The 20,563-nt window shown below is 65.0% G+C and carries 23 protein-coding genes; 14 read left to right on the top strand and 9 right to left on the bottom strand.

The window, feature by feature from the left end; translation table 11 throughout:
• Positions 1-31: 31 nt before the first annotated feature.
• The 4 genes from ARADN35_RS0118955 (at position 32) to ARADN35_RS0118940 (ending at position 3,230) form a co-directional block, all read left to right on the top strand.
• On the top strand, positions 32-508 hold the full coding sequence (locus ARADN35_RS0118955) for a DUF2147 domain-containing protein (protein WP_010464956.1): 477 nt from the start codon (positions 32-34) through the stop codon (positions 506-508).
• Positions 505-1,218: a cytochrome c biogenesis CcdA family protein gene (locus ARADN35_RS0118950; protein ID WP_010464955.1), complete on the top strand. Its 714-nt coding sequence runs from the start codon at positions 505-507 to the stop codon at positions 1,216-1,218. Before ARADN35_RS0118955 ends, ARADN35_RS0118950 begins: the two co-directional genes overlap by 4 nt.
• 26 nt (positions 1,219-1,244) lie before the next feature.
• Entirely contained in the window at positions 1,245-1,826 is a 582-nt protein-coding gene (locus ARADN35_RS0118945; RefSeq protein WP_010464954.1) for a thioredoxin family protein, read from the top strand.
• 81 nt (positions 1,827-1,907) lie between these two features.
• The gene (locus tag ARADN35_RS0118940; RefSeq protein ID WP_010464953.1) at positions 1,908-3,230 is read left to right on the top strand and encodes a serine hydrolase domain-containing protein; all 1,323 of its coding nucleotides are present in this window, start codon (positions 1,908-1,910) and stop codon (positions 3,228-3,230) included.
• Positions 3,231-3,285: 55 nt separating this feature from the next.
• On the opposite strand, the gene ARADN35_RS0118935 is transcribed toward ARADN35_RS0118940, so the two are convergent.
• Positions 3,286-3,723: an OsmC family protein gene (locus ARADN35_RS0118935; RefSeq protein ID WP_010464952.1), complete on the bottom strand. Its 438-nt coding sequence runs from the start codon at positions 3,721-3,723 to the stop codon at positions 3,286-3,288.
• Positions 3,724-3,860: 137 nt separating this feature from the next.
• Positions 3,861-4,106: an ATP-binding protein gene (locus ARADN35_RS0118930; protein WP_010464951.1), complete on the bottom strand. Its 246-nt coding sequence runs from the start codon at positions 4,104-4,106 to the stop codon at positions 3,861-3,863.
• Between the two features lie 158 nt (positions 4,107-4,264).
• Between ARADN35_RS0118930 and ARADN35_RS0118925 the strand changes: the two genes are divergently transcribed.
• A complete protein-coding gene (locus tag ARADN35_RS0118925) occupies positions 4,265-4,576 on the top strand; it encodes an acylphosphatase (protein ID WP_010464950.1) in 312 nt (103 codons plus the stop codon).
• A gap of 40 nt (positions 4,577-4,616) precedes the next feature.
• Here the strand turns inward: ARADN35_RS0118925 and ARADN35_RS0118920 are convergent, their stop codons facing one another.
• Positions 4,617-5,030: a YkgJ family cysteine cluster protein gene (locus ARADN35_RS0118920; protein ID WP_010464949.1), complete on the bottom strand. Its 414-nt coding sequence runs from the start codon at positions 5,028-5,030 to the stop codon at positions 4,617-4,619.
• Positions 5,031-5,203: 173 nt separating this feature from the next.
• On the opposite strand from ARADN35_RS0118920, the gene ARADN35_RS0118915 reads away from it, so the two are divergent.
• Positions 5,204-5,677, top strand: a complete 474-nt coding sequence (locus ARADN35_RS0118915; RefSeq protein ID WP_010464948.1) for a hypothetical protein — start codon at positions 5,204-5,206, stop codon at positions 5,675-5,677.
• 79 nt (positions 5,678-5,756) lie between these two features.
• Here ARADN35_RS0118915 and ARADN35_RS0118910 read toward each other — a convergent pair whose 3' ends face one another.
• Positions 5,757-6,680 carry an AraC family transcriptional regulator gene (locus tag ARADN35_RS0118910; RefSeq protein ID WP_244265924.1) on the bottom strand — a complete coding sequence of 308 codons (924 nt, stop codon included), beginning with the start codon at positions 6,678-6,680 and terminating at the stop codon, positions 5,757-5,759.
• A 97-nt stretch (positions 6,681-6,777) separates the two neighbouring features.
• On the opposite strand from ARADN35_RS0118910, the gene ARADN35_RS0118905 reads away from it, so the two are divergent.
• Positions 6,778-7,167: a cupin domain-containing protein gene (locus ARADN35_RS0118905; protein WP_050812551.1), complete on the top strand. Its 390-nt coding sequence runs from the start codon at positions 6,778-6,780 to the stop codon at positions 7,165-7,167.
• A 314-nt stretch (positions 7,168-7,481) separates the two neighbouring features.
• On the opposite strand, the gene ARADN35_RS0118900 is transcribed toward ARADN35_RS0118905, so the two are convergent.
• The 4 genes from ARADN35_RS0118900 to dnaA form a co-directional block, all read right to left on the bottom strand.
• A complete protein-coding gene (locus tag ARADN35_RS0118900; RefSeq protein ID WP_010464942.1) occupies positions 7,482-7,985 on the bottom strand; it encodes a DUF4124 domain-containing protein in 504 nt (167 codons plus the stop codon).
• Between the two features lie 113 nt (positions 7,986-8,098).
• The gene (gene gyrB, locus ARADN35_RS0118895) at positions 8,099-10,714 is read right to left on the bottom strand and encodes a DNA topoisomerase (ATP-hydrolyzing) subunit B (protein ID WP_010464940.1); all 2,616 of its coding nucleotides are present in this window, start codon (positions 10,712-10,714) and stop codon (positions 8,099-8,101) included.
• A 145-nt stretch (positions 10,715-10,859) separates the two neighbouring features.
• A complete protein-coding gene (gene dnaN / locus ARADN35_RS0118890) occupies positions 10,860-11,978 on the bottom strand; it encodes a DNA polymerase III subunit beta (RefSeq protein ID WP_010464939.1) in 1,119 nt (372 codons plus the stop codon).
• A 131-nt stretch (positions 11,979-12,109) separates the two neighbouring features.
• Positions 12,110-13,534, bottom strand: a complete 1,425-nt coding sequence (gene dnaA / locus ARADN35_RS0118885) for a chromosomal replication initiator protein DnaA (RefSeq protein WP_010464937.1) — start codon at positions 13,532-13,534, stop codon at positions 12,110-12,112.
• Between the two features lie 420 nt (positions 13,535-13,954).
• Here dnaA and rpmH point away from each other — a divergent pair, with 420 nt between their 5' ends.
• The 7 genes from rpmH (at position 13,955) to ARADN35_RS0118850 (ending at position 19,856) form a co-directional block, all read left to right on the top strand.
• On the top strand, positions 13,955-14,089 hold the full coding sequence (rpmH, locus tag ARADN35_RS0118880; protein WP_005798102.1) for a 50S ribosomal protein L34: 135 nt from the start codon (positions 13,955-13,957) through the stop codon (positions 14,087-14,089).
• A gap of 63 nt (positions 14,090-14,152) precedes the next feature.
• The gene (locus ARADN35_RS0118875) at positions 14,153-14,650 is read left to right on the top strand and encodes a ribonuclease P protein component (RefSeq protein ID WP_010464898.1); all 498 of its coding nucleotides are present in this window, start codon (positions 14,153-14,155) and stop codon (positions 14,648-14,650) included.
• Positions 14,647-14,940, top strand: coding sequence for a membrane protein insertion efficiency factor YidD (gene yidD, locus ARADN35_RS0118870; RefSeq protein WP_010464896.1), 294 nt, complete (start codon positions 14,647-14,649; stop codon positions 14,938-14,940). The genes ARADN35_RS0118875 and yidD overlap by 4 nt, the downstream gene beginning before the upstream one ends.
• Positions 14,937-16,643, top strand: coding sequence for a membrane protein insertase YidC (gene yidC / locus ARADN35_RS0118865; RefSeq protein WP_010464894.1), 1,707 nt, complete (start codon positions 14,937-14,939; stop codon positions 16,641-16,643). Before yidD ends, yidC begins: the two co-directional genes overlap by 4 nt.
• A gap of 95 nt (positions 16,644-16,738) precedes the next feature.
• The gene (gene mnmE, locus ARADN35_RS0118860; RefSeq protein ID WP_010464892.1) at positions 16,739-18,166 is read left to right on the top strand and encodes a tRNA uridine-5-carboxymethylaminomethyl(34) synthesis GTPase MnmE; all 1,428 of its coding nucleotides are present in this window, start codon (positions 16,739-16,741) and stop codon (positions 18,164-18,166) included.
• A 164-nt stretch (positions 18,167-18,330) separates the two neighbouring features.
• Complete coding sequence (locus ARADN35_RS0118855; RefSeq protein WP_010464890.1) at positions 18,331-18,831, top strand: Crp/Fnr family transcriptional regulator; 501 nt, start codon at positions 18,331-18,333, stop codon at positions 18,829-18,831.
• 110 nt (positions 18,832-18,941) lie between these two features.
• A complete protein-coding gene (locus ARADN35_RS0118850; protein ID WP_029414184.1) occupies positions 18,942-19,856 on the top strand; it encodes a hypothetical protein in 915 nt (304 codons plus the stop codon).
• An 84-nt stretch (positions 19,857-19,940) separates the two neighbouring features.
• Here the strand turns inward: ARADN35_RS0118850 and ARADN35_RS0118845 are convergent, their stop codons facing one another.
• A complete protein-coding gene (locus ARADN35_RS0118845; RefSeq protein WP_010464886.1) occupies positions 19,941-20,495 on the bottom strand; it encodes an adenine phosphoribosyltransferase in 555 nt (184 codons plus the stop codon).
• Between the last annotated feature and the right edge of the window lie 68 nt (positions 20,496-20,563).

Raw genomic sequence — 20,563 nt, 5'->3', positions numbered from 1 at the left:
CAGTCTTCCTGAACTTCACGAGGACCTTGCCATGAAGATGAATCCCTGGATAGCCACGACCGGGCTGCTGGCGCTGTGCCTGGCCCAATCCGCAGGCGCCCAGCAATCCCTGGCCGCCACGCCTGCCAAGGCCCCGCTGGGCCGCTGGATCACCGAAAGCGGCAACCTGGAGGTGGACATTGCGCCCTGCGCCGGCGAGACCCTGTGTGGCAAGGTGGTGCGTGTGCTGGCCAACCGCTCCATGAGCGCCCCGGGCGCTGACATGGCAGCGGCCGACGCGCGGCCTGCGCTGGGCATGACCCTGCTGTCGGGCCTGCGCCCCAGCGGCGACGGCAGCACCGAATACCAGGGCGAGATCTACAACCGCGAGAACGCCAAGACCTACCGCGCCACCCTCACCCCCGCCGAGCCGGATCAGCTGCTGGTGCGCGCCTACGTGGGCATTCCGCTGTTCGGCAAGACGCAGGTGTGGCGCCGCCCTGCCATCGACCAGGGGGCGCCACAATGACCACAACCTCGCCCTGGCTGGCCGTGGCCGCCGGCATGCTCACCGTGGGCGCGCCCTGCGTGTTGCCCATGCTACCGGTGGTGCTGGGCGCATCGGTAGCGGGTGGCACGGCGCAGCGCACGCGCCCGCTGTTCATCGCACTGGGCTTTGCGCTCTCGTTCGTCGCAGTGGCGCTGCTGTTCAGCAGCTTCACGCAGGTGCTGGGGGTCTCGCCCGAGGGCTTGCGCCGGTTCGCTGCCGTGATGTTGCTGGTGTTTGGCGTGCTCACCGTGTGGCCCCGGCCCTTCCAGTGGCTGAGCCAACACGCGGGTGGCGTGCTCCGCCGCGTGGCCAGCCTGGGGCTGGGTTCATCGGGCGGCAACTGGGGCGGGCTGCTGCTGGGCCTGAGCCTGGGCGCGGTGTGGACGCCCTGCGCCGGGCCGGTGCTGGCCTCCATCCTCACCCTCATCGCCACCGAGCCGCCCGGCGTGGGCACCGTCGTGCTGTTGCTGGCGTATTCCACCGGCGCCGCGCTGCCCATGCTGGCCATCGCCTACGGGGGCCAGGCTGCGGCCAGCCATGTGCGCCGCATCTCGCGCCATGCGCACCGTGTGCAGCAGGCCTTTGGCGTGGTGGTCATTGCCGTGGCGCTGGCCATGCTGCTGGAGGTGGATGGGCAGGTCACCGCGTGGCTGTCGCAGTTCTATCCATCGGGTTCAGGCGGGCTGTGAGCGGCCCGCAGCAAGGAGTTTTCACCATGACATCGCACCCTTCTTCACCCATCTCATTTCAGCGCCGCACATTCTTGGCGTCTGCAGCCTCCGTGGCCGCTGCCGTGGCAGCGCCCACCCTCACCCACGCTGCAGGGCCCGCCATCCAGGCGGCGACGCTGCCCGACTTTGGCCCCGCGCCCGAGTTCACCGGCATCGAGCGCTGGCTCAACTCCGAGCCGCTGACCCTGGCCCAGCTGCGCGGCCGCGTGGTGCTGGTGGATTTCTGGACGTACGCCTGCATCAACTGCATCCGCACCCTGCCCCACGTGAACCGATGGGCCGAGCTGTACACGCCCCAGGGACTCACGGTGGTGGGCGTGCACACGCCGGAGTTTCCGTTCGAGCGCACCACCAGCAATGTCGAGGTGGCCATGCGCCGCCACGGCGTGAAGCACCCCGTGGCGCAGGACAACCGCTACGGCACCTGGAAGGCCTACAGCAACCAGTACTGGCCTGCCGCGTACCTCATCGATGCGCAGGGCCGCATTCGCTACAAGCATTTCGGGGAGGGCGAATACGAGCGCACCGAAGCCGTGATCCGCGCGTTGCTGGCGGCGCGGGGATAGACCCACTGAATCAATCGTTTCCCCCATTTTTCCATCGTTTTCCCGCCCTTTCCCTACTCACCCTTGCAGGACTTTTGCACCATGCCGTACCCCCGCCTTCAATTTGCCCTGGTCACGCTCGCCGCGGCCGCTGCCGCCCTCTGCATGGCCGCCTCCAGCCATGCCCAGGCGCTGCAACTGCCACCACCCGACGCCACCCACCCCGCCACGCTGCAGCTGATGCAGGGCTTTCCGCCACCGCCCGACAAGGTCGTGCGCCTGGCCAACATCCTCAAATACCCCAATGTGCGCTGGGCCGCGCACCACCTGCGCGAGCTGGGCCCTACGGCCGCCGTGTGGCGCGGCGCAGGCGCGCCCAGCGCGTTGACGGCCGCAGCCCGCACGCTGGGCGACGCGCTGCCCGTGCCCGATGGCAAGGGCGGCACCACCACGCTGGCTGACTGGCAGAAGGCCACCTACACCGACGGCCTGCTGGTGCTGCACCGGGGCCGTGTCGTGTACGAGCGCCACCACATCGGCATGCAGCCGCACCAGCCGCATGTGTTGTGGTCCATGAGCAAATCGCTCACCGGCCTGCTGGCCACCGAACTCATCCAGGAAGGCGTGATCGACCCGAAAGCGTTGATCCCCCGCTACCTGCCCGAGCTCGCCACCAGCGCCTGGGCCGATGCCACCGTGCAGCAGACGCTGGACATGACCACCGCCGTGCAGTACGCCGAGAATTTTGCCGACCCCGCGTCCGGCGTCTTCCAGTACCTGGCCGCCGCAGGCCTGCAGCCCGCGCCGCCCGGCAGCAACGCCGCCAAAAGCATGGCCGAGTTCTTGCCCACGCTGAAGAAAGACGGCGAGCACGGCACCGCGTTCGCGTACAAGTCGGTGGACACGGAAGTGCTGGGCTGGCTGTTGCAGCGCGTGACGGGAAAGAGCTACGCCACGCTGCTGTCCGAACGTATCTGGTCGCGGCTGGGAGCGCAGGAGGATGCGTATGTGTTTGCCGACGCCAACGGCGGCCAGTCCACCAGCGTGGGCGTGAACGCCACGCTGCGCGACCTGGGCCGCCTCGGCGAAATGCTGCGTGCCAACGGCCGGTTTAACGGGCAGCAGATCATTTCGCCCGCCACCATCGCCGAGCTGCGCAAGGGGGCGGATCCAACCCAGTTCAGCAAGGCTCCCGGTACCGCCATGCGCGCGGGCTATTCGTACCACAACCAGTGGTGGGTGCCCCACGATGCTGACGGCACCTACGAGGCCAAGGGCCTGATGGGTCAGCACATCCACATCAACCCGGCGGCAGAGCTGGTGGTGGTGAAGCTGTCCACACACCCGGTGCCCAACACGGCCTTCACGCATGCGGTGGACCGGCAGGCGTTTTCCGCGTTGGCCGCAGCGGTGCGGGCGCGCTGAGCGGCGAAGAAAGATGGCATCGAGGTGTGCCCGGTGCCAGTGCATGCCCCGTTAGTTACTTCACCAGCGTGGCGGTCAGCTTGATCTCTGGCACCGAGGCCAGTGCCTTCGACAGCGGGCAATTGGCCTTGGCATCTGCCGCCAGTTTCTGGAACGCGGCATCGTCCATGCCAGGCACCTTGGCCGTGAGCGTGAGGGCGATGCGGTCAATCACAAAACCGTCACCTTCCTTGCTGAGCCGCACGCTGGCCGTGGTGTCGATGGTCTCGGTGGCGATGCCAGCCTTCTCAGCGGCAAAGGAAAATGCCATGGTGAAACAGGCGGCGTGTGCCGCGCCCACGATCTCTTCGGGATTGGTGCCCTTGCGGTCATCGCCAAAGCGGCTGGCAAAGCCGTAGGGGTACTTGTCCAGCGCGCCGGTCTCGGTGCTGATCTGGCCCTGGCCGGCCTTGCCGGCACCTTCCCAGTGAACGCTGGCTTTCTTTTCAGGCATGGTGTGCTCCTTGTGGTGGTGAATGGGGTGAACCTCCGATGTCACCACGCCCCGCCGCTCGGGCATGTGGGACACCATCGCGTTGCGATGTCCATCCTGTCAATTTTTGTGGCAGCGCAAAGGCATGCGCAGTAGCGTTACACGTCTTCAACGATGGGCTGGGTCCGCACCATGCGGATCGCACCAAACGGACACCGCACCGCGCACAAGGCGCACCCCGTGCAGGCCGCCGCGTCGTGCAGCTGAGACCGTTTGGGCCCCCAGGCTTCTGGGCCTTGCACCTGCAGCGACAACACATGCGGTGCACACACTGCCACACACCAGCCGCAGCCTGTGCAGCGGTTGGTGTCGATGGCGGGCAACGCTTTGCGGGGGGCGTTCATGGGCAGGGTTGAAGGGCGCAGCAGCGGAGTGGAACTAGGAGCCAGGCGACCACGAGAGCATTGCAGCTTAGCGCGCGCAGCACCGTTGGTCGAGCGCTGCCGTGGTGGGCGGGCTGCAATCTGCACCCAAGGCGGGTCGCTGGCGATACAGTGCGTCCATGTCCCCAAGCAGCAGCAACACCACTTCCACCACCACCCGGCACCTTCTCATCCGTGGCCACGTGCAGGGTGTGAGCTACCGCTGGTCCATGGTGCAGGCGGCCCAGCAGCGCGGCCTGCAAGGCTGGGTGCGCAACCGCCGCGACGGCAGCGTGGAGGCCCTGGCCACCGGCCCCGCCGAAGCTGTGCAATCCCTCATCGACTGGGCCCACCAGGGGCCGCCGCATGCGCGGGTGGATGGGGTGGAGGTGGGCAGTTTGGCAGAGCCTGCGGAGCTTTTGGCAGGCTTTGTTCAGCGGGAGACGGTCTAGTCTTGAAGTGGAGGCGCTGGTCGGGGCGCCTCTGCCGCGCTCAGCCCCTGCGCTGCAAATCCCGAGCCCCATAGGCGCAGTACCCAGGCTTGGGGCTCTTCTTCTGTGGGTGCAGCCGGCAAGTCTCGGGCCGCTTGTCGTACACCGTGCACAGCCGCGTTTTCGGGTCGAGAAAATTGCAGTCCCCACTGGCCCGCCGCGCCATCGTGAAGATCGCGTTCTTGTGGTTGAAGTGGTCGATCAGCCGCGCTTTCTGCAGCCGCTTGGCAATGTGCCGGGGCTCTTCATGCTCGGCCTCGAACGGGTCCACCAGCTCCAGCCGCACCAGGTCCGAAAGCTGCGCCTCCAGAGGCATCGTGCAGCAGTTGGCCGCGCAGTTGTCGCACAGGCCTGCGCGGTAGCGGGTCCAGGTGTCGAGGCGGTCGACGTCAACGATGGAGATAGGGGATTTCATGGGAGTTGGATGGTAGCAATCTCCAACCCGTCGCCGTGCGCAGTAGTCTCGTCTGCTAAAAGGGCAGTGTGTCGGGCACCCATTTGTCACCGATGACGCCCAGTGGCTCGCCCGAGTCTACTGGCGGCAGCCCCTGGTGGTCCGGTCCACCAAAGTTCAGGTTTTCCTACGTCATGCCCAAGCGACTCGTACTATTTCTGGCGCTCATTGCCACTTGCTTCAGCGCGGGGGCTACGGAACTGAGCCAGCTCGCCCGCAAAGACCTGCTCGACGCGGTGCGGCCGAAGGCGGCAACCCTGGCCGGCCAGCCCGTGCGGATCAAAGTAGACCGACTCAATGTGGACCGCAACTGGGCGGTGTTGGTGGGCAGCATCGTGGCTGCCTCAGGCAAGGGCATGGACTGGAGCCTGTCCGATGGTTGCCACCCTGATCTGGACAAGATGCTCTGGGTGGTCTTGCACAAATCCGGCGCCGTCTGGCGGGTGAAGCACATGGACATTTGCGCGTCGGAGCCACCGTATTGGTACATGGAACAGTACGGCGGCCTTGTCTGGCCGTGCGGCGTGTATGCGGGGCTGGAGGATGGGAGTGAAGGGGGTACGCTGGAGAGCCGGTGCAGGAAGCAGCAGACGCTCAGAAGGCGCTGATGAGGGGGCAGCCCCGTTTTTTCTGAGGTGCCGAACCAGGGAGATCGTCGCTGGCAGCAGCTAGCGTTGAAAACGCTTGTCAGCAGCCGCGCATATTGGCTAGCCAACGTGCCGGTGCCATGCCCACCTGCCCCTTGAAGCGCCGCGTCATGTGGCTCTGGTCGGCGAAGCCGCAGGCCGCCGCCACGTCGGCCGCCGCATGGCCCTGCCGCAGTGCCGCCTGGGCCTGGCGAATGCGCACCATGTTCAGGTAGGCATGTGGCGCCATGCCGTAGGTGGCCGTGAATGCACGGGTCAGGTGAGCGCGCGACAGGTCGGCCTGTGTGGCCAGGGCCTGCACCGTCACGTCATCGGCAAAGTGCGCGTGCAGGTACTCGCGCACCAGGGCCATGCGCTGTCGGCCTGCGTCCAGGCAGTCGCTTGTCCAGTGCGCTCTGGTCTCGCCATGGCGGCCCAGCAGCGCCACCAGGGCTGCGCTGGTGAGCTCCTCTCCGTGTAACGACTCCTGCCTTTCGGCCACCGCAGCCACCGCCCGCTGCAGCAATAGGGCACCTTGCGGATCGTGCACCACGGGCGCTTTGAAGTACCGCGCCGCATGGCTGGTACCGCCCGCACCAAAAGCCGCCCGGTCCGACACCAGGGCGTGCACCAGCGCGGCGTCCACATACAGGATCGAATAGCCAAACCCCGCATCCGTGCCCCGGCTGCCATCGTGCGGCTCATCGGGGTTGAACAGGATCACATCGCCTGCGAGGCTGGCGTGGCGCGCACCACGGCATGCAAAGGTCTGCACGCCCGAGCGCGTGATGCCTATGGAATAGGTCTCGTGGCTGTGCCGCTCGAACCGGTGCTGCGTGAAATGCGCATTGAGCAGCGTGACGCCCCCCGAGGCCAGCGGCCGCATCTCTGCCCAGTCGCGCTGGGTGCTGCCGCCACTGCCTGGCGGCGCGGGCGATGAAGAAGAGGAGGAGGGTGCGGCGGAATTGTCGTTCCCGGCGTGCATGCAACAAATGTACAAGACCGCCCCGTGCCGGGCGGCGACACTGCAGACAACCCGCCCACCGGCGTGGCCATGCAAGCCAACCCAGACCCAACCCGCCATGCCCGATACCGCCAACGCCCCTCCTACAACCGCAGTCCACCCTGTGGACTTGGCCCACAAGCTCACCCAGTTCACGGACCACTGGGCCCCGCGCACCGTGGCCGAATTCAACGGCCACGACATCATGGTCGCCAAGATTCAGGGTGAGTACCAGTGGCACAGGCACCCCGATACGGATGACTTTTTTCTGGTGCTGAAAGGCACCGTAGAGATTGATCTCCCCGGTGGTGCCATGGTCACCTTGCACGCTGGCCAGCTATTCGTGGTGCCCAAAGGTGTGGAGCACCGTCCGCGCGCGAGTGCAGAGGCGCATATTCTGCTGATCGAATCGACGGGCACGCCGAACAGCGGAGACGCAGCCACAGCCGCGCCGCGCAGGGTACTGTGAAAAGGCTGTAGAGCCGATCGCTTCGACAATGCGGATGTCGAAGTCCGTGCTAGTGTTTCTCTCCAGCTGCTACTTCACTTTCGGCCGCAGTGGCAGCATATACCGGCCCTCGCGCGCCTGCAGGAGGTTCAGCACATCGGTGAACAGATACCTTGCGTTCGATGACCAACCTTGTTCACGACCAGCGCTGCTACAAAGCTGTTGGTCGAATGGAATGGATTCCGGTCGCGCTGTTGTGCAAATTTTTGAAGGCGGGGTGCCAGTTACTGGCGTGGTGCAGTGTCTTAAGACACGCTGAGTCGCCTATCTCCGCGTTAGCGGCAGTTCTCCGCCACCCCACGCTGCGCCGCCGCCATCTCCGCTTGCCGCTTGTTGTCATCCAGGTACTGCCGTTCGCCCTTGTTGTCGTACTGGAACACTGGGCGCTGGGCCTTGAGAGCACCCAGGTTGCTGCGTGCAGAGTTGCATTGCACGGATCGACTGTAGGCATCGGCCTGCTGACGTGCCTGCTGGGCATCGGCGGTTTGTGTTCCGGTGCCTGTCGTGCCCGTGTAGGGTGACCGTTGGCGCAGTGGCTGCTGCGCGCCGGGCGCGCGGGGCGGCGGGGCGTCGCTGGATGGCGGCGTGACCTTGATGTTTACGCTGCCCCCGGTGCCGCCGCTCATGTGGCAGGGCTGGTCCTGGAAGGCGGTTTTGCCGTCAGGCTGTGTGCATTTGTACGTTTGGGCCCAGGCCGACGATGCGGGGGCTGCCAGCGCCGTAAGCGTTGCTGCGGCAACAGCGGTGGTGGTGGTCACATTCCATTTCAGCAGCGACATGGCGGCTCAGCTCCGAAGGTGTATGCATAAACTGGTGCGGCGGGCGCCAGTCTGCAACGGGCGGGTGGTTGGGGTGCGAGCCGCCAACCCGCCTCGATTCGACTCAATTCAAATTACACGTCAATATTGCCCGCCCGCAGGGCATTCGTTTCAATGAAGTCCCGGCGCGGCTCCACCTCATCGCCCATCAGCATGGTGAACACACGGTCAGCCTCGATCGCATCGTCGATCTGCACGCGCAGCAGGCGGCGCACGTTGGGGTCCATGGTGGTTTCCCACAGCTGCTCGGGATTCATCTCGCCCAGGCCCTTGTAGCGCTGGCGGCTGGTGGTGCGTTCGGCTTCGGTGATGAGCCACTTCATGGCCTGGCGGAAGTCGCCCACTTTTTCTTCCTTCTGCTTCTCGCCCTCGCCGCGCAGGGCCTTGGCGCCTTCGGCCAGCAGGCCACGGAAAGTCTCGGCGGCTTCGGCCAGGGCGGCGTAGTCGGCGCCGTGCACGAAGTCTTGCGTGATGACGCTGCTCTTGATGTTGCCGTGGTGGCGGCGGCTGATGCGCAGCAGGGGCTTGTCGGTGCGCACGTCGAATTCGCCGGCCACTTCTGCGGGGGCGCCGGTGGTGTTCAGTTCGCGCAGCTTGGCCTGCAGGGCCACGGCGCTGGCTTCGGCGTCGGCCACGGTGTCGAGCTTGAGGCTCACGCCGTCGGCAATGGCGCGCAGCGCTTCGGCGTCCATGAAGTTGCCCAGGCGGGCGATGACGCTTTCAGCGATCTGGTGCTTGCGCGCCAGTTCGGCCAGGGTGTCGCCGGTCAGCGTTTGCGGATTGGCGCCGCCGGTGGTCACGCTGGCATGGTTTAGCGCAATGCGCAGCAGGAAACCATCGAGCGCGGGGGCGTCCTTCAGGTACAGCTCTTCCTTGCCGGCCTTCACCTTGTACAGCGGCGGCTGGGCAATGTAGATGTGGCCGCGCTCGACCAGCTCGGGCATCTGGCGGTAGAAGAAGGTCAGCAGCAGGGTGCGGATGTGGGCGCCGTCGACGTCGGCGTCGGTCATGATGATGATGCGGTGGTAGCGCAGCTTGGCCACGTCGAAGTCATCGCCACCCGTCGTGCCACCGGCCTTGCCGATGCCGGTGCCCAGGGCCGTGATCAGCGTGAGGATTTCGTTGCTGGTCAGCAGCTTTTCGTAGCGGGCCTTTTCCACGTTCAGGATCTTGCCGCGCAGGGGCAGGATGGCCTGGAATTTGCGGTCGCGGCCTTGCTTGGCAGAACCACCGGCGGAGTCGCCCTCGACGATGTAGATCTCGCACAGCGCCGGGTCTTTTTCCTGGCAGTCGGCCAGTTTGCCGGGCAGGCCCATGCCGTCGAGCACGCCCTTGCGGCGGGTCATTTCGCGGGCCTTGCGGGCGGCTTCGCGGGCGCGGGCAGCTTCCACGATCTTGCCGCAGATGATCTTGGCGTCGGCCGGGCGCTCCTGCAGGTAGTCGGTGAGCAGCTTGCCCACGATGTCTTCCACGGGGGCGCGCACTTCGCTGGACACCAGCTTGTCCTTGGTCTGGCTGCTGAACTTGGGCTCGGGCACCTTCACGCTTAGCACGCAGCACAGGCCTTCGCGCATGTCGTCGCCGGTGACTTCGACCTTGGCCTTCTTGGCGAACTCGTTTTCTTCGATGTACTTGTTGATGACGCGCGTCATCGCGGCGCGCAGGCCGGTCAGGTGGGTGCCGCCGTCACGCTGGGGAATGTTGTTGGTGAAGCAGAGGACTTGCTCGCTGTACGCGCTGTTCCACTGCATGGCCACTTCCACGCCGATGTGGGTGCCAGGGATGCCGCCATACGTCTCGGCCGGGCGCTCGCCGGCCGCGTAGAACGAGGTGGGGTGCAACACCGTCTTGCCCTTGTTGATGAACTCCACAAAGCCACGCACGCCGCCAGCGCCCGAGAAGTCGTCTTCCTTGCCGCTGCGCTCGTCCTTCAGGCGAATGCGCACGCCGTTGTTCAGGAACGAGAGTTCGCGCAGGCGCTTGGCCAGGATCTCGTAGTGGAACTCGTTGTTCTCTTTGAAGATCTCGGTGTCGGGCAAGAAGTGCACTTCGGTGCCGCGCTTGTCGGTGTCGTCCAGCACCTGCATGGGCGACACTTCCACGCCGTCCACCGTCTGCACGATGCGGTTCTGCACGAAGCCCTTGCTGAACTCCAGCGCGTGCACCTTGCCTTCGCGGCGCACGGTCAGGCGCAGCATCTTGCTGAGCGCGTTCACGCAGCTCACGCCCACGCCGTGCAGGCCGCCCGACACCTTGTAGCTGTTCTGGTTGAACTTGCCACCTGCGTGCAGTTCGGTCAGCGCGATTTCGGCCGCCGAGCGCTTGGGCTCGTGCTTGTCGTCCATCTTCACGCCGGTCGGAATGCCCCGGCCGTTGTCCGTCACGCTGATGGAGTTGTCGCTGTGGATGGTGACGACGATGTCGTCGCAGTGGCCGGCCAGGGCTTCGTCGATGGAGTTGTCCACCACTTCGAACACCAGGTGGTGAAGGCCGGTGCCGTCGCTGGTATCGCCGATGTACATGCCGGGGCGCTTGCGCACGGCCTCCAGGCCTTCGAGGATGGTGATGGCGCCTTCGCCGTAGCTTTCGCTGGCCCCTGCCTGGTTGGTGTCGATCTTGGCGAGGGTGGGCTCAACATGGCCGGAGACGCCGGTGTCTTCGGGCTCGGAGGGGATGTTGTCAACGGTCATGGTGGGCCTTGGGATCCGTGGAAACCGGGGTTTCCAATGTGTCAATAGGGGGCAAATTGGGCTCTAGCGCTTATTCAATAAGCGCCAGTAGCTATCAATACAGTAGTAGCCGTGGTCAGGCAGTGCCATGGGACGGCGAGGCGTCTCAAATGCGCATTGGCATGACGACGTACTTGAAGCTTTCGTTCTCGGGGATGGTGAGCAGCGCGGAGCTGTTGCCGTCCGAGAGCTCCACCTTCACCATGTCCTGGCCCATGTTGGCCAGGGCGTCGATGAGGTAGGTCACGTTGAAGCCGATCTCGATGGTGTCGCCACCGTAGTCGATGTCGAGCTCGTCCACGGCCTCTTCCTGCTCGGCGTTGTTGGACGCGACGCGCAGGGTGCCGGGTTCCAGGTTCAGGCGCACACCCTTGAACTTGTCGCTGGTCATGATGGCCGTGCGCTGCAGGCTGGCCAGCAGCGGGGCACGGCCCAGGGTGATGCTGTTCTTGTGGTTCTTGGGGATGACGCGGTTGTAGTCGGGGAACTTGCCCTCGACCAGCTTGGTCACGAACTCCATGCCGCCAAAGGTGAACTTGGCCTGGTTGTTGGCGAACTGCATCTCGATGTGGGGCTGGTTCTCGCCACCCGCGTCACTCAGCAGGCGCTGCAACTCGATCACGGTCTTGCGTGGCAGGATGACTTCCTGCTTGGGCACTTCCACGTCGAGCGTGGCGCTGGCAAACGCCAGGCGGTGGCCGTCGGTGGCAACGAGGCTCAGTGTCTTGCCTTCGGCCACAAACAGGATGCCGTTGAGGTAGTAGCGGATGTCCTGCACCGCCATCGCAAACGACACCTGGCCCAGCAGGTCCTTGAGGGTCTTTTGTGGCACGGCGAACACGGGGCCAAAGGCGGCGGATTCCTGCACCAGCGGGAAGTCCTCGGCCGGCAGGCTTTGCAGCGTGAAGCGGCTCTTGCCGCCCTTGAGGATGAGCTTGGATTGGGCCGATTCGAGGCTGACCGTCTGGTCGCCGGGCATGGTGCGCAGAATGTCGATGAGCTTGCGGGCACCCACGGTAGTGGTGAAGTCGCCCGTGTCGCCACCCAGCTCTGCGGTGGTGCGGATCTGGATTTCGAGGTCGCTGGTCGTCAGCTGCAGGGCATTGCCTGTCTTGCGGATCAGCACATTGGCCAGGATGGGCAGCGTGTGGCGGCGCTCCACGATGCCAGCCACGGACTGCAGAACCGCGAGAACCTTGTCTTGTGTTGCCTTCAGGACGATCATGTCATCAACCTCTTGTGGTTTTTTGGAACGGTGCGTGGACAGCGGCACAGATCATGCCTCCCCCTGCTGCACAACCCGTCATTTTGCCCCTTAACGGAGCCTTTTCTCTGGGGGGCCTCGATCACGCCTTTTTAGCCTTTCAGCGTCTGCTCCAGCACGTGCAATTGCTGGTTCAGTTCGGTCAACTGCTGACGCTCGCCCGAAATCTTGCGCACAGCGTGCAAAACCGTGGTGTGGTCGCGCCCGCCAAACAATTCTCCGATCTCCGGAAGACTCTTTTGCGTCAGCTCCTTGGCCAGGTACATCGCAATCTGGCGGGGCCGGGCAATGCTGGCCGGGCGCTTCTTGCTGTACATGTCGGCGACCTTGATCTTGTAATAGTCGGCCACCGTCTTCTGGATGTTTTCCACACTGATCTGCCGGTTCTGGATCGATAGCAGGTCGCGCAGCGCCTCGCGGGCCAGCTGGATGGAGATCTCCTTCTGGTTGAAGCGCGAGTACGCCAGGATCTTGCGCAGTGCGCCTTCAAGCTCGCGCACGTTGGAGCGCACATTCTTGGCGACGAAGAAGGCGACTTCCTCGGGCATCTCGGTGCCTTCGACGCGGGCCTTGTTGATCAGAATGGCCACGCGCATTTCGAGCTCGGGCGGCTCGATGGCGACCGTGAGGCCCGAGTCGAAGCGCGACACCAGCCGCTCGTGGATGTTGGCCAGACCCTTGGGGTAGGTGTCCGAGGTCATCACGATGTGCGATTTCTTGGCCAGCAGGGCCTCGAACGCGTTGAAGAATTCCTCCTGCGTGCGGTCCTTGTTGGCGAAGAACTGCACGTCATCGATCAGCAGCAGATCGAGCGAGTGGTAGCGCTCCTTGAATTCATCGAACGTGCGCCGCTGGTACGCCTTAACCACATCCGACACGAACTGCTCGGCATGGATGTAGAGAACTTTGGCGTCGGGCTTGTCCTGCAGCAGGCGGTTACCCACAGCGTGCACCAGGTGGGTCTTGCCCAGGCCCACGCCCCCGTAGATGAACAGCGGGTTGTACAGGTGGCCCGGCATGCCGGCCACGTGCATGGCCGCCGAGCGCGCCATGCGGTTGGCCGTGCCTTCCACCAGGGTCTCGAACGTGAGGGCGGCGTTGAGCCGGTTGCGGAACGCGCCAGCGGACGCATCGTCGCTGCTGGGGGACTGCGATTCGGACGGCGCAGAGGTGTTGGTGGGCTCCGGTGCTGCAGGGCGAACGTAAGTACGGGCAACGGATTCACGCTGAGCGAGCGCTAACTCCAGGGTAACGGGTTGGCCATACAGGCCCTCCAACAGCGAGGCAATGCGGCCCGCATACTGCGCCCGGATCCAGTCCAGCTTGAAGCGGTTGCCTACGAGCAGGGTAACCTTGGAGAAATCTTCCGCCACCTGGGCGATCAGGGGCTTGATCCAGGTGTTGAACTGCTGTTCGGGCAGGTCTTGCGCCAGTTGCTCTACGCAGGCTTGCCACAGGCCCTGGCCGGCATCTGCGCCGGGTGAATGTTGGGGGCTGTGGGAGGGTTCCTCGGTCATTTCAGGGGAATTCTTGTTGTGGATAGGAGGAACGGGGCTGGGCGGCGGATTGTAGCTTGTCAAGGAGTTATCCACAATTTGCGCGGTGTGCTCCGTCGCGTGTTTTCCGGGGTTGGATCATGGGGCCATCGGTGTGCGAGCCGGGCGGTTGCAGGGTTGCGCCATGGGGGCTTCGGCCGTGCTGGAAGGCCGTGACGGAGCCGTTCACAAAGGCCCGCCAGCCGAAAGGCATTGCCAGCAGCTGCCAAGCCTGCGATAATTTTGGGTTTCCCTGAATGTGTTCAGGGTGATTTGACCCGGCGCGCCGTTATTTCTGCCCCGTGGGTCTGCCGCCAAGGCGCTGTTTTATATGGCGTGGCTGTGCAGATTGCAGGGGGTTCAAGAGCAGCAGTCCGGAACTGAACCTCAAGGAATAGCACCATGAAACGTACTTACCAGCCCTCCAAGACGCGCCGCGCGCGCACCCACGGTTTCCTCGTCCGCATGAAGACCCGCGGCGGCCGTGCCGTTATCAACGCACGCCGCGCCAAGGGCCGCAAGCGCCTGGCCGTCTAAGGCCGTTACGGTCTACAGCCTGCTCCCCGGTTTGAACCGTCAGGGTCGAAACGGGGTGCTTGCATGCAACGGCTGAAAACCCGTCCGCAGTTCCAGGCAGCCATGGCAGGGGGCACTGTCTCCCGCACAGCGCATTTTGCGTTGCACCGTCTGGTTCTGGACACTGGCGGCAGCACGCCTGCCGGACAAGCCAATGCACCTACAGGGCCCGGTTCCTTGCCATCAACGCAAGGGCCGCAGGCCCTGTTTGCCGTGCAGGGCGTTTGGCTGGGTGCCATGGTGCCCAAGCGCTGGGCGCGCCGCGCCGTGACGCGCAATACCATCAAGCGGCAGATCTACACGGTGGGCGCCACGTTTGAAGCGCGGCTTCCCCAGGCGGCCCATGTGGTGCGCCTGCGCACGGCGTTTGACCGCAAGCAGTTCGTGAGCGCCACGTCCGACCAGCTCAAGCAGGCGGTGCGTGCAGAGCTTCTGCAGCTGTTTGGTTATGCCGCCCGGCGTTCGGGTGGTGCAGTCTCTGCCCCCGTTTCACCGTTGGCGGCAGAGGCGGTTGCACCATGATGCAGCGCTTGTTGATCGGTGTGGTCAAGGGCTATCGGCTGTTTCTCAGCCCCTGGCTGGGTTCGGCCTGCCGGTTCGAGCCCACCTGTTCGGTCTATTCGCTGCAGGCGCTGGAACAGCATGGCGCTGCGGCAGGCAGCTATCTCACGGTGCGCAGGCTGGTACGCTGCCACCCCTGGTGTGACGGGGGCCATGACCCGGTCCCGCAACAATTGCCGCGCAGCATGCGGCTTTTCTCGCGGTTTTCCCATTCCACCAACCAACCATCCTCACCAAAGAAGTCTTCATGAACGACATTCGCCGCACCATCCTGTGGGTGATTTTTGGCTTTTCCATGGTTCTGCTGTGGGACAAGTGGCAGCTGCACAACGGCAACAAGGCCACCTTTTTCCCCTCCACGCCTGCCGTGACGGCGCCCGCCGCTGCCGGTGCTGCGTCCAGCGCGACCGGGGCCGCCAGCGTGCCCGCCACGAGTGCGCCCGTGGCCGCTGCGGCGTCGGGTGCCTCGGCCGTGCCCGGCCAGCCCGCTGCGGCGGCAGCGCCCGCCACCCGCGAGCGCGTGGAGGTCAAGACCGACCTGTACCGCCTGGTGTTTGACAGCGAGGGCGGCTCGCTCACGCATGCCGAACTGCTCAAGCACGCCGACATGACCGACAAGGCCCGCAACTTCCTGCTGCTGGACGAGAGCGCGCAGCGCGTCTACGTGGCGCAGACGGGGCTGATCGGCGGGACCTTCCCCACCCACAAGACCGCGATGACCGTGGTGCCCGGCCCCCGCGAGCTCAAGGACGGCGAAGACGAAATCAGCATCCGCTTTGAATCGCCCGTGCAAGGTGGTGTGAAGCTGCTCAAGACCTGGACCATCAAGCGCGGCGCTTACGACATTGCCGTCAAGCACGAGGTTGTCAACGCCGGCAGCGCCGCCGTGTCGCCCCAGCTGTACCTGCAACTGGTGCGTGATGGCAACAAGCCGCCGGGTGAGTCGTCGTTCTATTCCACCTTCACGGGCCCGGCGGTCTACACCGACGCCAAGAAGTACCAGAAGATCGAGTTCAAGGACATCGAAAACGGCAAGGTCGATATCCCCAAGGATGCGCCCAATGGCTATGTGGCCATGGTGCAGCATTACTTTGCCACGGCCTGGTTGCTGGCCGATGGCGTGCAGCGTGAGCCTTTCACCCGCAAGGTCGACGCAAATCTGTACTCGGTGGGCATGCTCACCTCCCTGGGCGCGATCGAGCCAGGTGCGACCAAGACCCTGGACGCGCGCCTGTTTGCCGGCCCACAGGTCGAGACGATGATGGAGAAGTTGTACCCCGGCCTGGAACTGGTCAAGGACTACGGCTGGCTCACCATCCTGTCCAAGCCGCTTTACTGGCTGCTGGACCAGCTGCACAAGCTGTTGAACAACTGGGGCTGGTCCATCGTGGCGCTGGTGCTGCTGCTCAAGATCGCGTTCTACTGGCTCAACGCCAAGGCCTACGCCAGCATGGCCAAGATGAAGGCCATCAATCCCAAGATCATGGAGATGCGCGAGCGCCTGAAGGACAAGCCGCAGCAGATGCAGCAGGAGATGATGCGCATCTACCGCGAGGAGAAGGTCAACCCGATGGGCGGCTGCTTCCCCATCATGATCCAGATCCCCGTGTTCATCGCCCTGTACTGGGTGCTGCTGTCCAGCGTGGAAATGCGCAACGCGCCCTGGATCGGCTGGATCCACGACCTGTCGGCGCCCGACCCGTTCTTCATTTTGCCGCTGCTGATGACGCTGTCGTCGCTGCTGCAAACGGCCCTGAACCCCGCGCCACCCGACCCGATGCAGGCCAAGATGATGTGGTTCATGCCGTTGATCTTCAGCGTGATGTTCTTTTTCTTCCCAGCCGGCCTGGTGCTGTACTGGTTGACGAACAACATCTTGTCGATCGCGCAGCAGTGGCTCATCAACACCCGCATGGGCGTGCCGCCGCAGTTCAACCTTCCCAGTTTCAAGTGATGCCGCAGCGGCAACGCTGACATCCATGAACTGACCCCCCGAAAGGCCGCGCAAGCGGCCTTTTTCTTGCCCATCAACCTTGTACAGTCGCCCCCATGCTTGCCCGCCACCAAGACCCCATCGTCGCCATCGCCACCGCTCCAGGCCGGGGTGCCGTCGGCATCGTGCGGGTGTCCGGCCGCGCCATCGGTGGGCTGGTGCAGGCGCTGTGCGGCCGGGCGCTCAAGCCCCGCGAGGCCACCTACCTGCCGTTTCGGGATGCGCAGGGTCAGGCCATCGACCAGGGGCTGGCGCTGTACTTCCCCGGCCCGCACAGCTACACCGGCGAAGACGTGCTGGAGTTGCAGGCCCATGGCGGCCCCGTGGTGCTTCAATTGCTGCTGGCGCGCTGCCTGGAGGCGGGGGCGACCGCCGACCCCGCCACTGGCCAGCCTTGCCTGCCCGGCCTGCGCCTGGCGCAGCCGGGTGAGTTCACTGAACGTGCCTTCCTGAACGACAAGATCGACCTGGCCCAAGCCGAGGCCATCGCCGATCTGATCGACGCCAGCACCGAGGCGGCGGCCCGCAGCGCCAGCCGGTCGTTGACCGGCGCTTTCTCTGCGGAAATCCACAGCCTGCGTGACGCGCTGATCCACCTGCGCATGCTGGTGGAGGCCACGCTCGACTTCCCTGAAGAAGAAATTGACTTCCTGCGCAAGGCCGATGCGCACGGGCAGCTATCAAAATTGCAGCAAACGCTGGCATCCGTGATGCAGCGCGCGCGCCAGGGGGCGCTGCTGCGCGAGGGCATCAAGGTGGTCATCGCGGGCCAACCCAACGCGGGCAAGAGCTCGCTGCTCAACGCGCTGGCAGGTGCCGAGCTGGCCATCGTCACGCCCATTGCCGGCACCACGCGCGACAAGGTGCAGCAGACCATCCAGATCGAGGGTGTGCCCCTGCACATCATCGACACCGCCGGTCTGCGCGACAGCAGCGACGAGGTGGAGCGCATCGGCATTGCACGCGCCTGGGACGAGATTGCGGGGGCCGATGCCGTGCTGTTCCTGCATGACCTGGAGCGTGTGGATGCTCCTGAATACATAGCTGGTGACGCAAGTATAGCAAGCGCCATGGCGCAAAAAATGCCAAAAAGTATTCCAGTGATCGATGTCTGGAACAAACTCGACCGCGCCCCGGCGGGAGCACCGGCCCCAGCGGCCGTGGAAACCCGGCCAGGTGTGCGCCTTTCTGCCCGCACGGGCGAGGGGCTGGATGGCCTGCGGCGCCTGCTGCTGCAGGTGGCGGGCTGGCAGTCCGCGCCGGAAGGCCTCTACATCGCCCGGGCCCGGCATGTCGAGGCGTTGCAGGCCGTGGGGGCCCACCTGCAAGAGGCGGCCGACCAGTTGCAGGCGCAGGGGCCGGCGCTGGATCTGCTGGCCGAAGAGCTGCGCCTGGCACAGAACGCCCTCAGTGCGATCACTGGCGAGTTCAGTTCGGACGACCTGCTGGGCGTCATTTTCTCCAGCTTTTGTATCGGCAAATAGGCCCGCAAAAAGCGTGCGGGGGGCGGCCACACCGCCGCTGCCCTCGATGGATGGACGTGCTGGGCTCCGGCCAGGAAGCAGAGGCCGCCGCCTGTCGCTTATGTTGTAAACGGACGTAAACAGCGCTTGTGCGCAATCTGTAACAAGGGTACTTTCGGCGAACCATGAATGCTTCCACGCCTGTCACGCCTGTTGTTTCCAAGATAGACCTGTCGGGTCTGATCGATGCCATTGCCCAGGCCAGCGCCGACGACAGCATGATCAATCCGCTGACCCCTGCGCAGTGGGATGTCCTGTCGTCTTACCTGTTGCCCGTGGTGATGCCTGCTGGGCAGGTGCTGTTCACCCAGGGCGCCACGGACCGTACCCTGTATCTGGTGGAAAGCGGCAACCTGAGCGTTCACTACCAGGACGAAAAGGAGCGCCTGCGCCTGGCCATCGTGGGGGCGGGCTCCGTGGTGGGCGAGGGCGCGTTTTTCTCGCACCGCGCCCGCAGCGCCACCGTGCAGGCCAGTGCGCCGTGCAAGCTGTGGAGCCTGCCGGCGATCCGCTTTACCGAACTTTCCATCCGCCAGCCCGCCATTGCGCTGGGCCTGGTGATGGCCGCTGGCGCCGTATTGGCCAAGCGGCTGGGCAATCGCCGCCGCCGCGTTGCGGCCACCTGACAGACCACCGATGCAGTTGCGGCCTGCGGGCTTGTGCGGGGCAAAAATGTGTGTACAGCAAGTTACACTCAATTTGGATTTTTCTGGCGCCGTCCCGTAGAAAGCAAGCCATGTCTCTGTTCAGTTGGTTTAGCCGCAAACCTGCTTCCCCCAAGCCCCGGCCCATGGCCGAACCGTCGGGCCTGTTGAATGCCGATGCCACGGTACCTCTCTCGCCAGGCCGCCAAGGCAAACCTCTGGTGGAGCCCCTGCCGCCAGAACATGCCGCCAACCGCAAGAACGAGCGCATGGAGCGCCGCGAGCTGCTCTACACCGTGGTCCGCGACGCGATGGTGCGGGCTGGTGTGCTGTCGGCCAGCTACAAGTTCAAGGTGCTGTCGCTGGACCAGCGCGGCCGCCAGTTCCTGGTGATGATGGATCTGGCGCGCGAATACGGCGGCGAGACCGTGCGCCTGAGTGAAATCGAGGCGCTGATCGCCCAGACGGCCAAAACCCGCTACGACATCCTGGTGACCGCCGTGTACTGGCGCATCAATGACCATGTGGCGGTGGGCATTCCGCAGAAGGGCGTTGCGCCCCAGGGGGCTTCCCTGCAGGCAGCGCCACCCTTGGCCCGGCGTCCGCTCCCGGTGGCCGCGGCACCTGCGCCGGTGGCTGCACCGGCCCGCCCGGTGGCGCCCGTGCCGGCAGCCGCCGCCACGGCCCCTGCACCCCTGCGTCCTCCCCTGGCCGCTCCGGCGGTTGCGCCTGCGGCGGTGCCCGCAGCACCAGCCGCCGCACCGCGCCCGGCGCCACGGTACGAACCGATCGAGGCGGACGAAGTGGCTGCGTTCAAGCGCGCCCTGGCTTCGGCGGCAGGCACCACCGCTGCAGCGCCTCTGGCTGCGGCCAAGCCCGGTGTGCCCGTGCGTTCAGGGCCCTTGTTGCCACCTTCTCAGCCCACGGGCTTTGAGGACACCGAAATGCCCGGGGCCGATGGCCCGGCGCCGGACCTGAGTAGCACCCAGTACGGCGAATTGAACTGATCGGCTCGACGCCCACAGAGGCCAAGCCTTCCCTGCGGCGGGCTTTTTTCTTCTGCGGGCGTCAAATGTGGTGGATGCGCGGCCTCAATGCCCTGCAAAATCCACCAGGGTGTACAGCGGCAGGCCCGATTCACGCAGGCGCTGCGAGCCGCCCAGTTCCGGCAAATCCACGATGGCGGCACCCTCGGTGACCGTGGCGCCCAGCTTTTCGAGCAGCTTCTTGCCGGCCATCATGGTTCCACCCGTGGCAATCAGATCGTCGATCAGCAGTACCCGGTCGCCTGCCTTGACGGCATCGGTGTGCAGTTCCACGGTGGCGCTGCCGTACTCGAGTTCGTAGGTTTCCTCGACCGTGGTGAAGGGGAGCTTGCCCTTCTTGCGGATGGGCACGAACCCCACATTCAGCTCATAGGCCACCACGGCGCCCAGGATGAAGCCGCGCGCGTCCAGCCCGGCGACCACATCGGGGCGCAATGCCTTGTCCATATAGCGGTGCACAAAGGCGTCGATCAGCACCCGGAACACCTTGGGGTCCTGCAGCAGCGGGGTGATGTCCCGGAACTGCACGCCGGGCGCGGGCCAGTCGGGCACGGTGCGGATGTGCTGGCGGAGGTATTCGTTGACGCTGAGTGGCTGCATGGGGTCCAGGGGATAGAGAAGGGCTGCACGGGCAAATGCGCGGAGGCCAGAGGCCGTTGCGGGGCAAA

It is taken from the genome of Acidovorax radicis N35, assembly GCF_000204195.1.
Classification (GTDB): Bacteria; Pseudomonadota; Gammaproteobacteria; order Burkholderiales; family Burkholderiaceae_C; genus Acidovorax; species Acidovorax radicis.
Note: the sequence above shows the minus strand (reverse complement) of the source record. Positions and strands in the feature narration are given on the sequence as shown.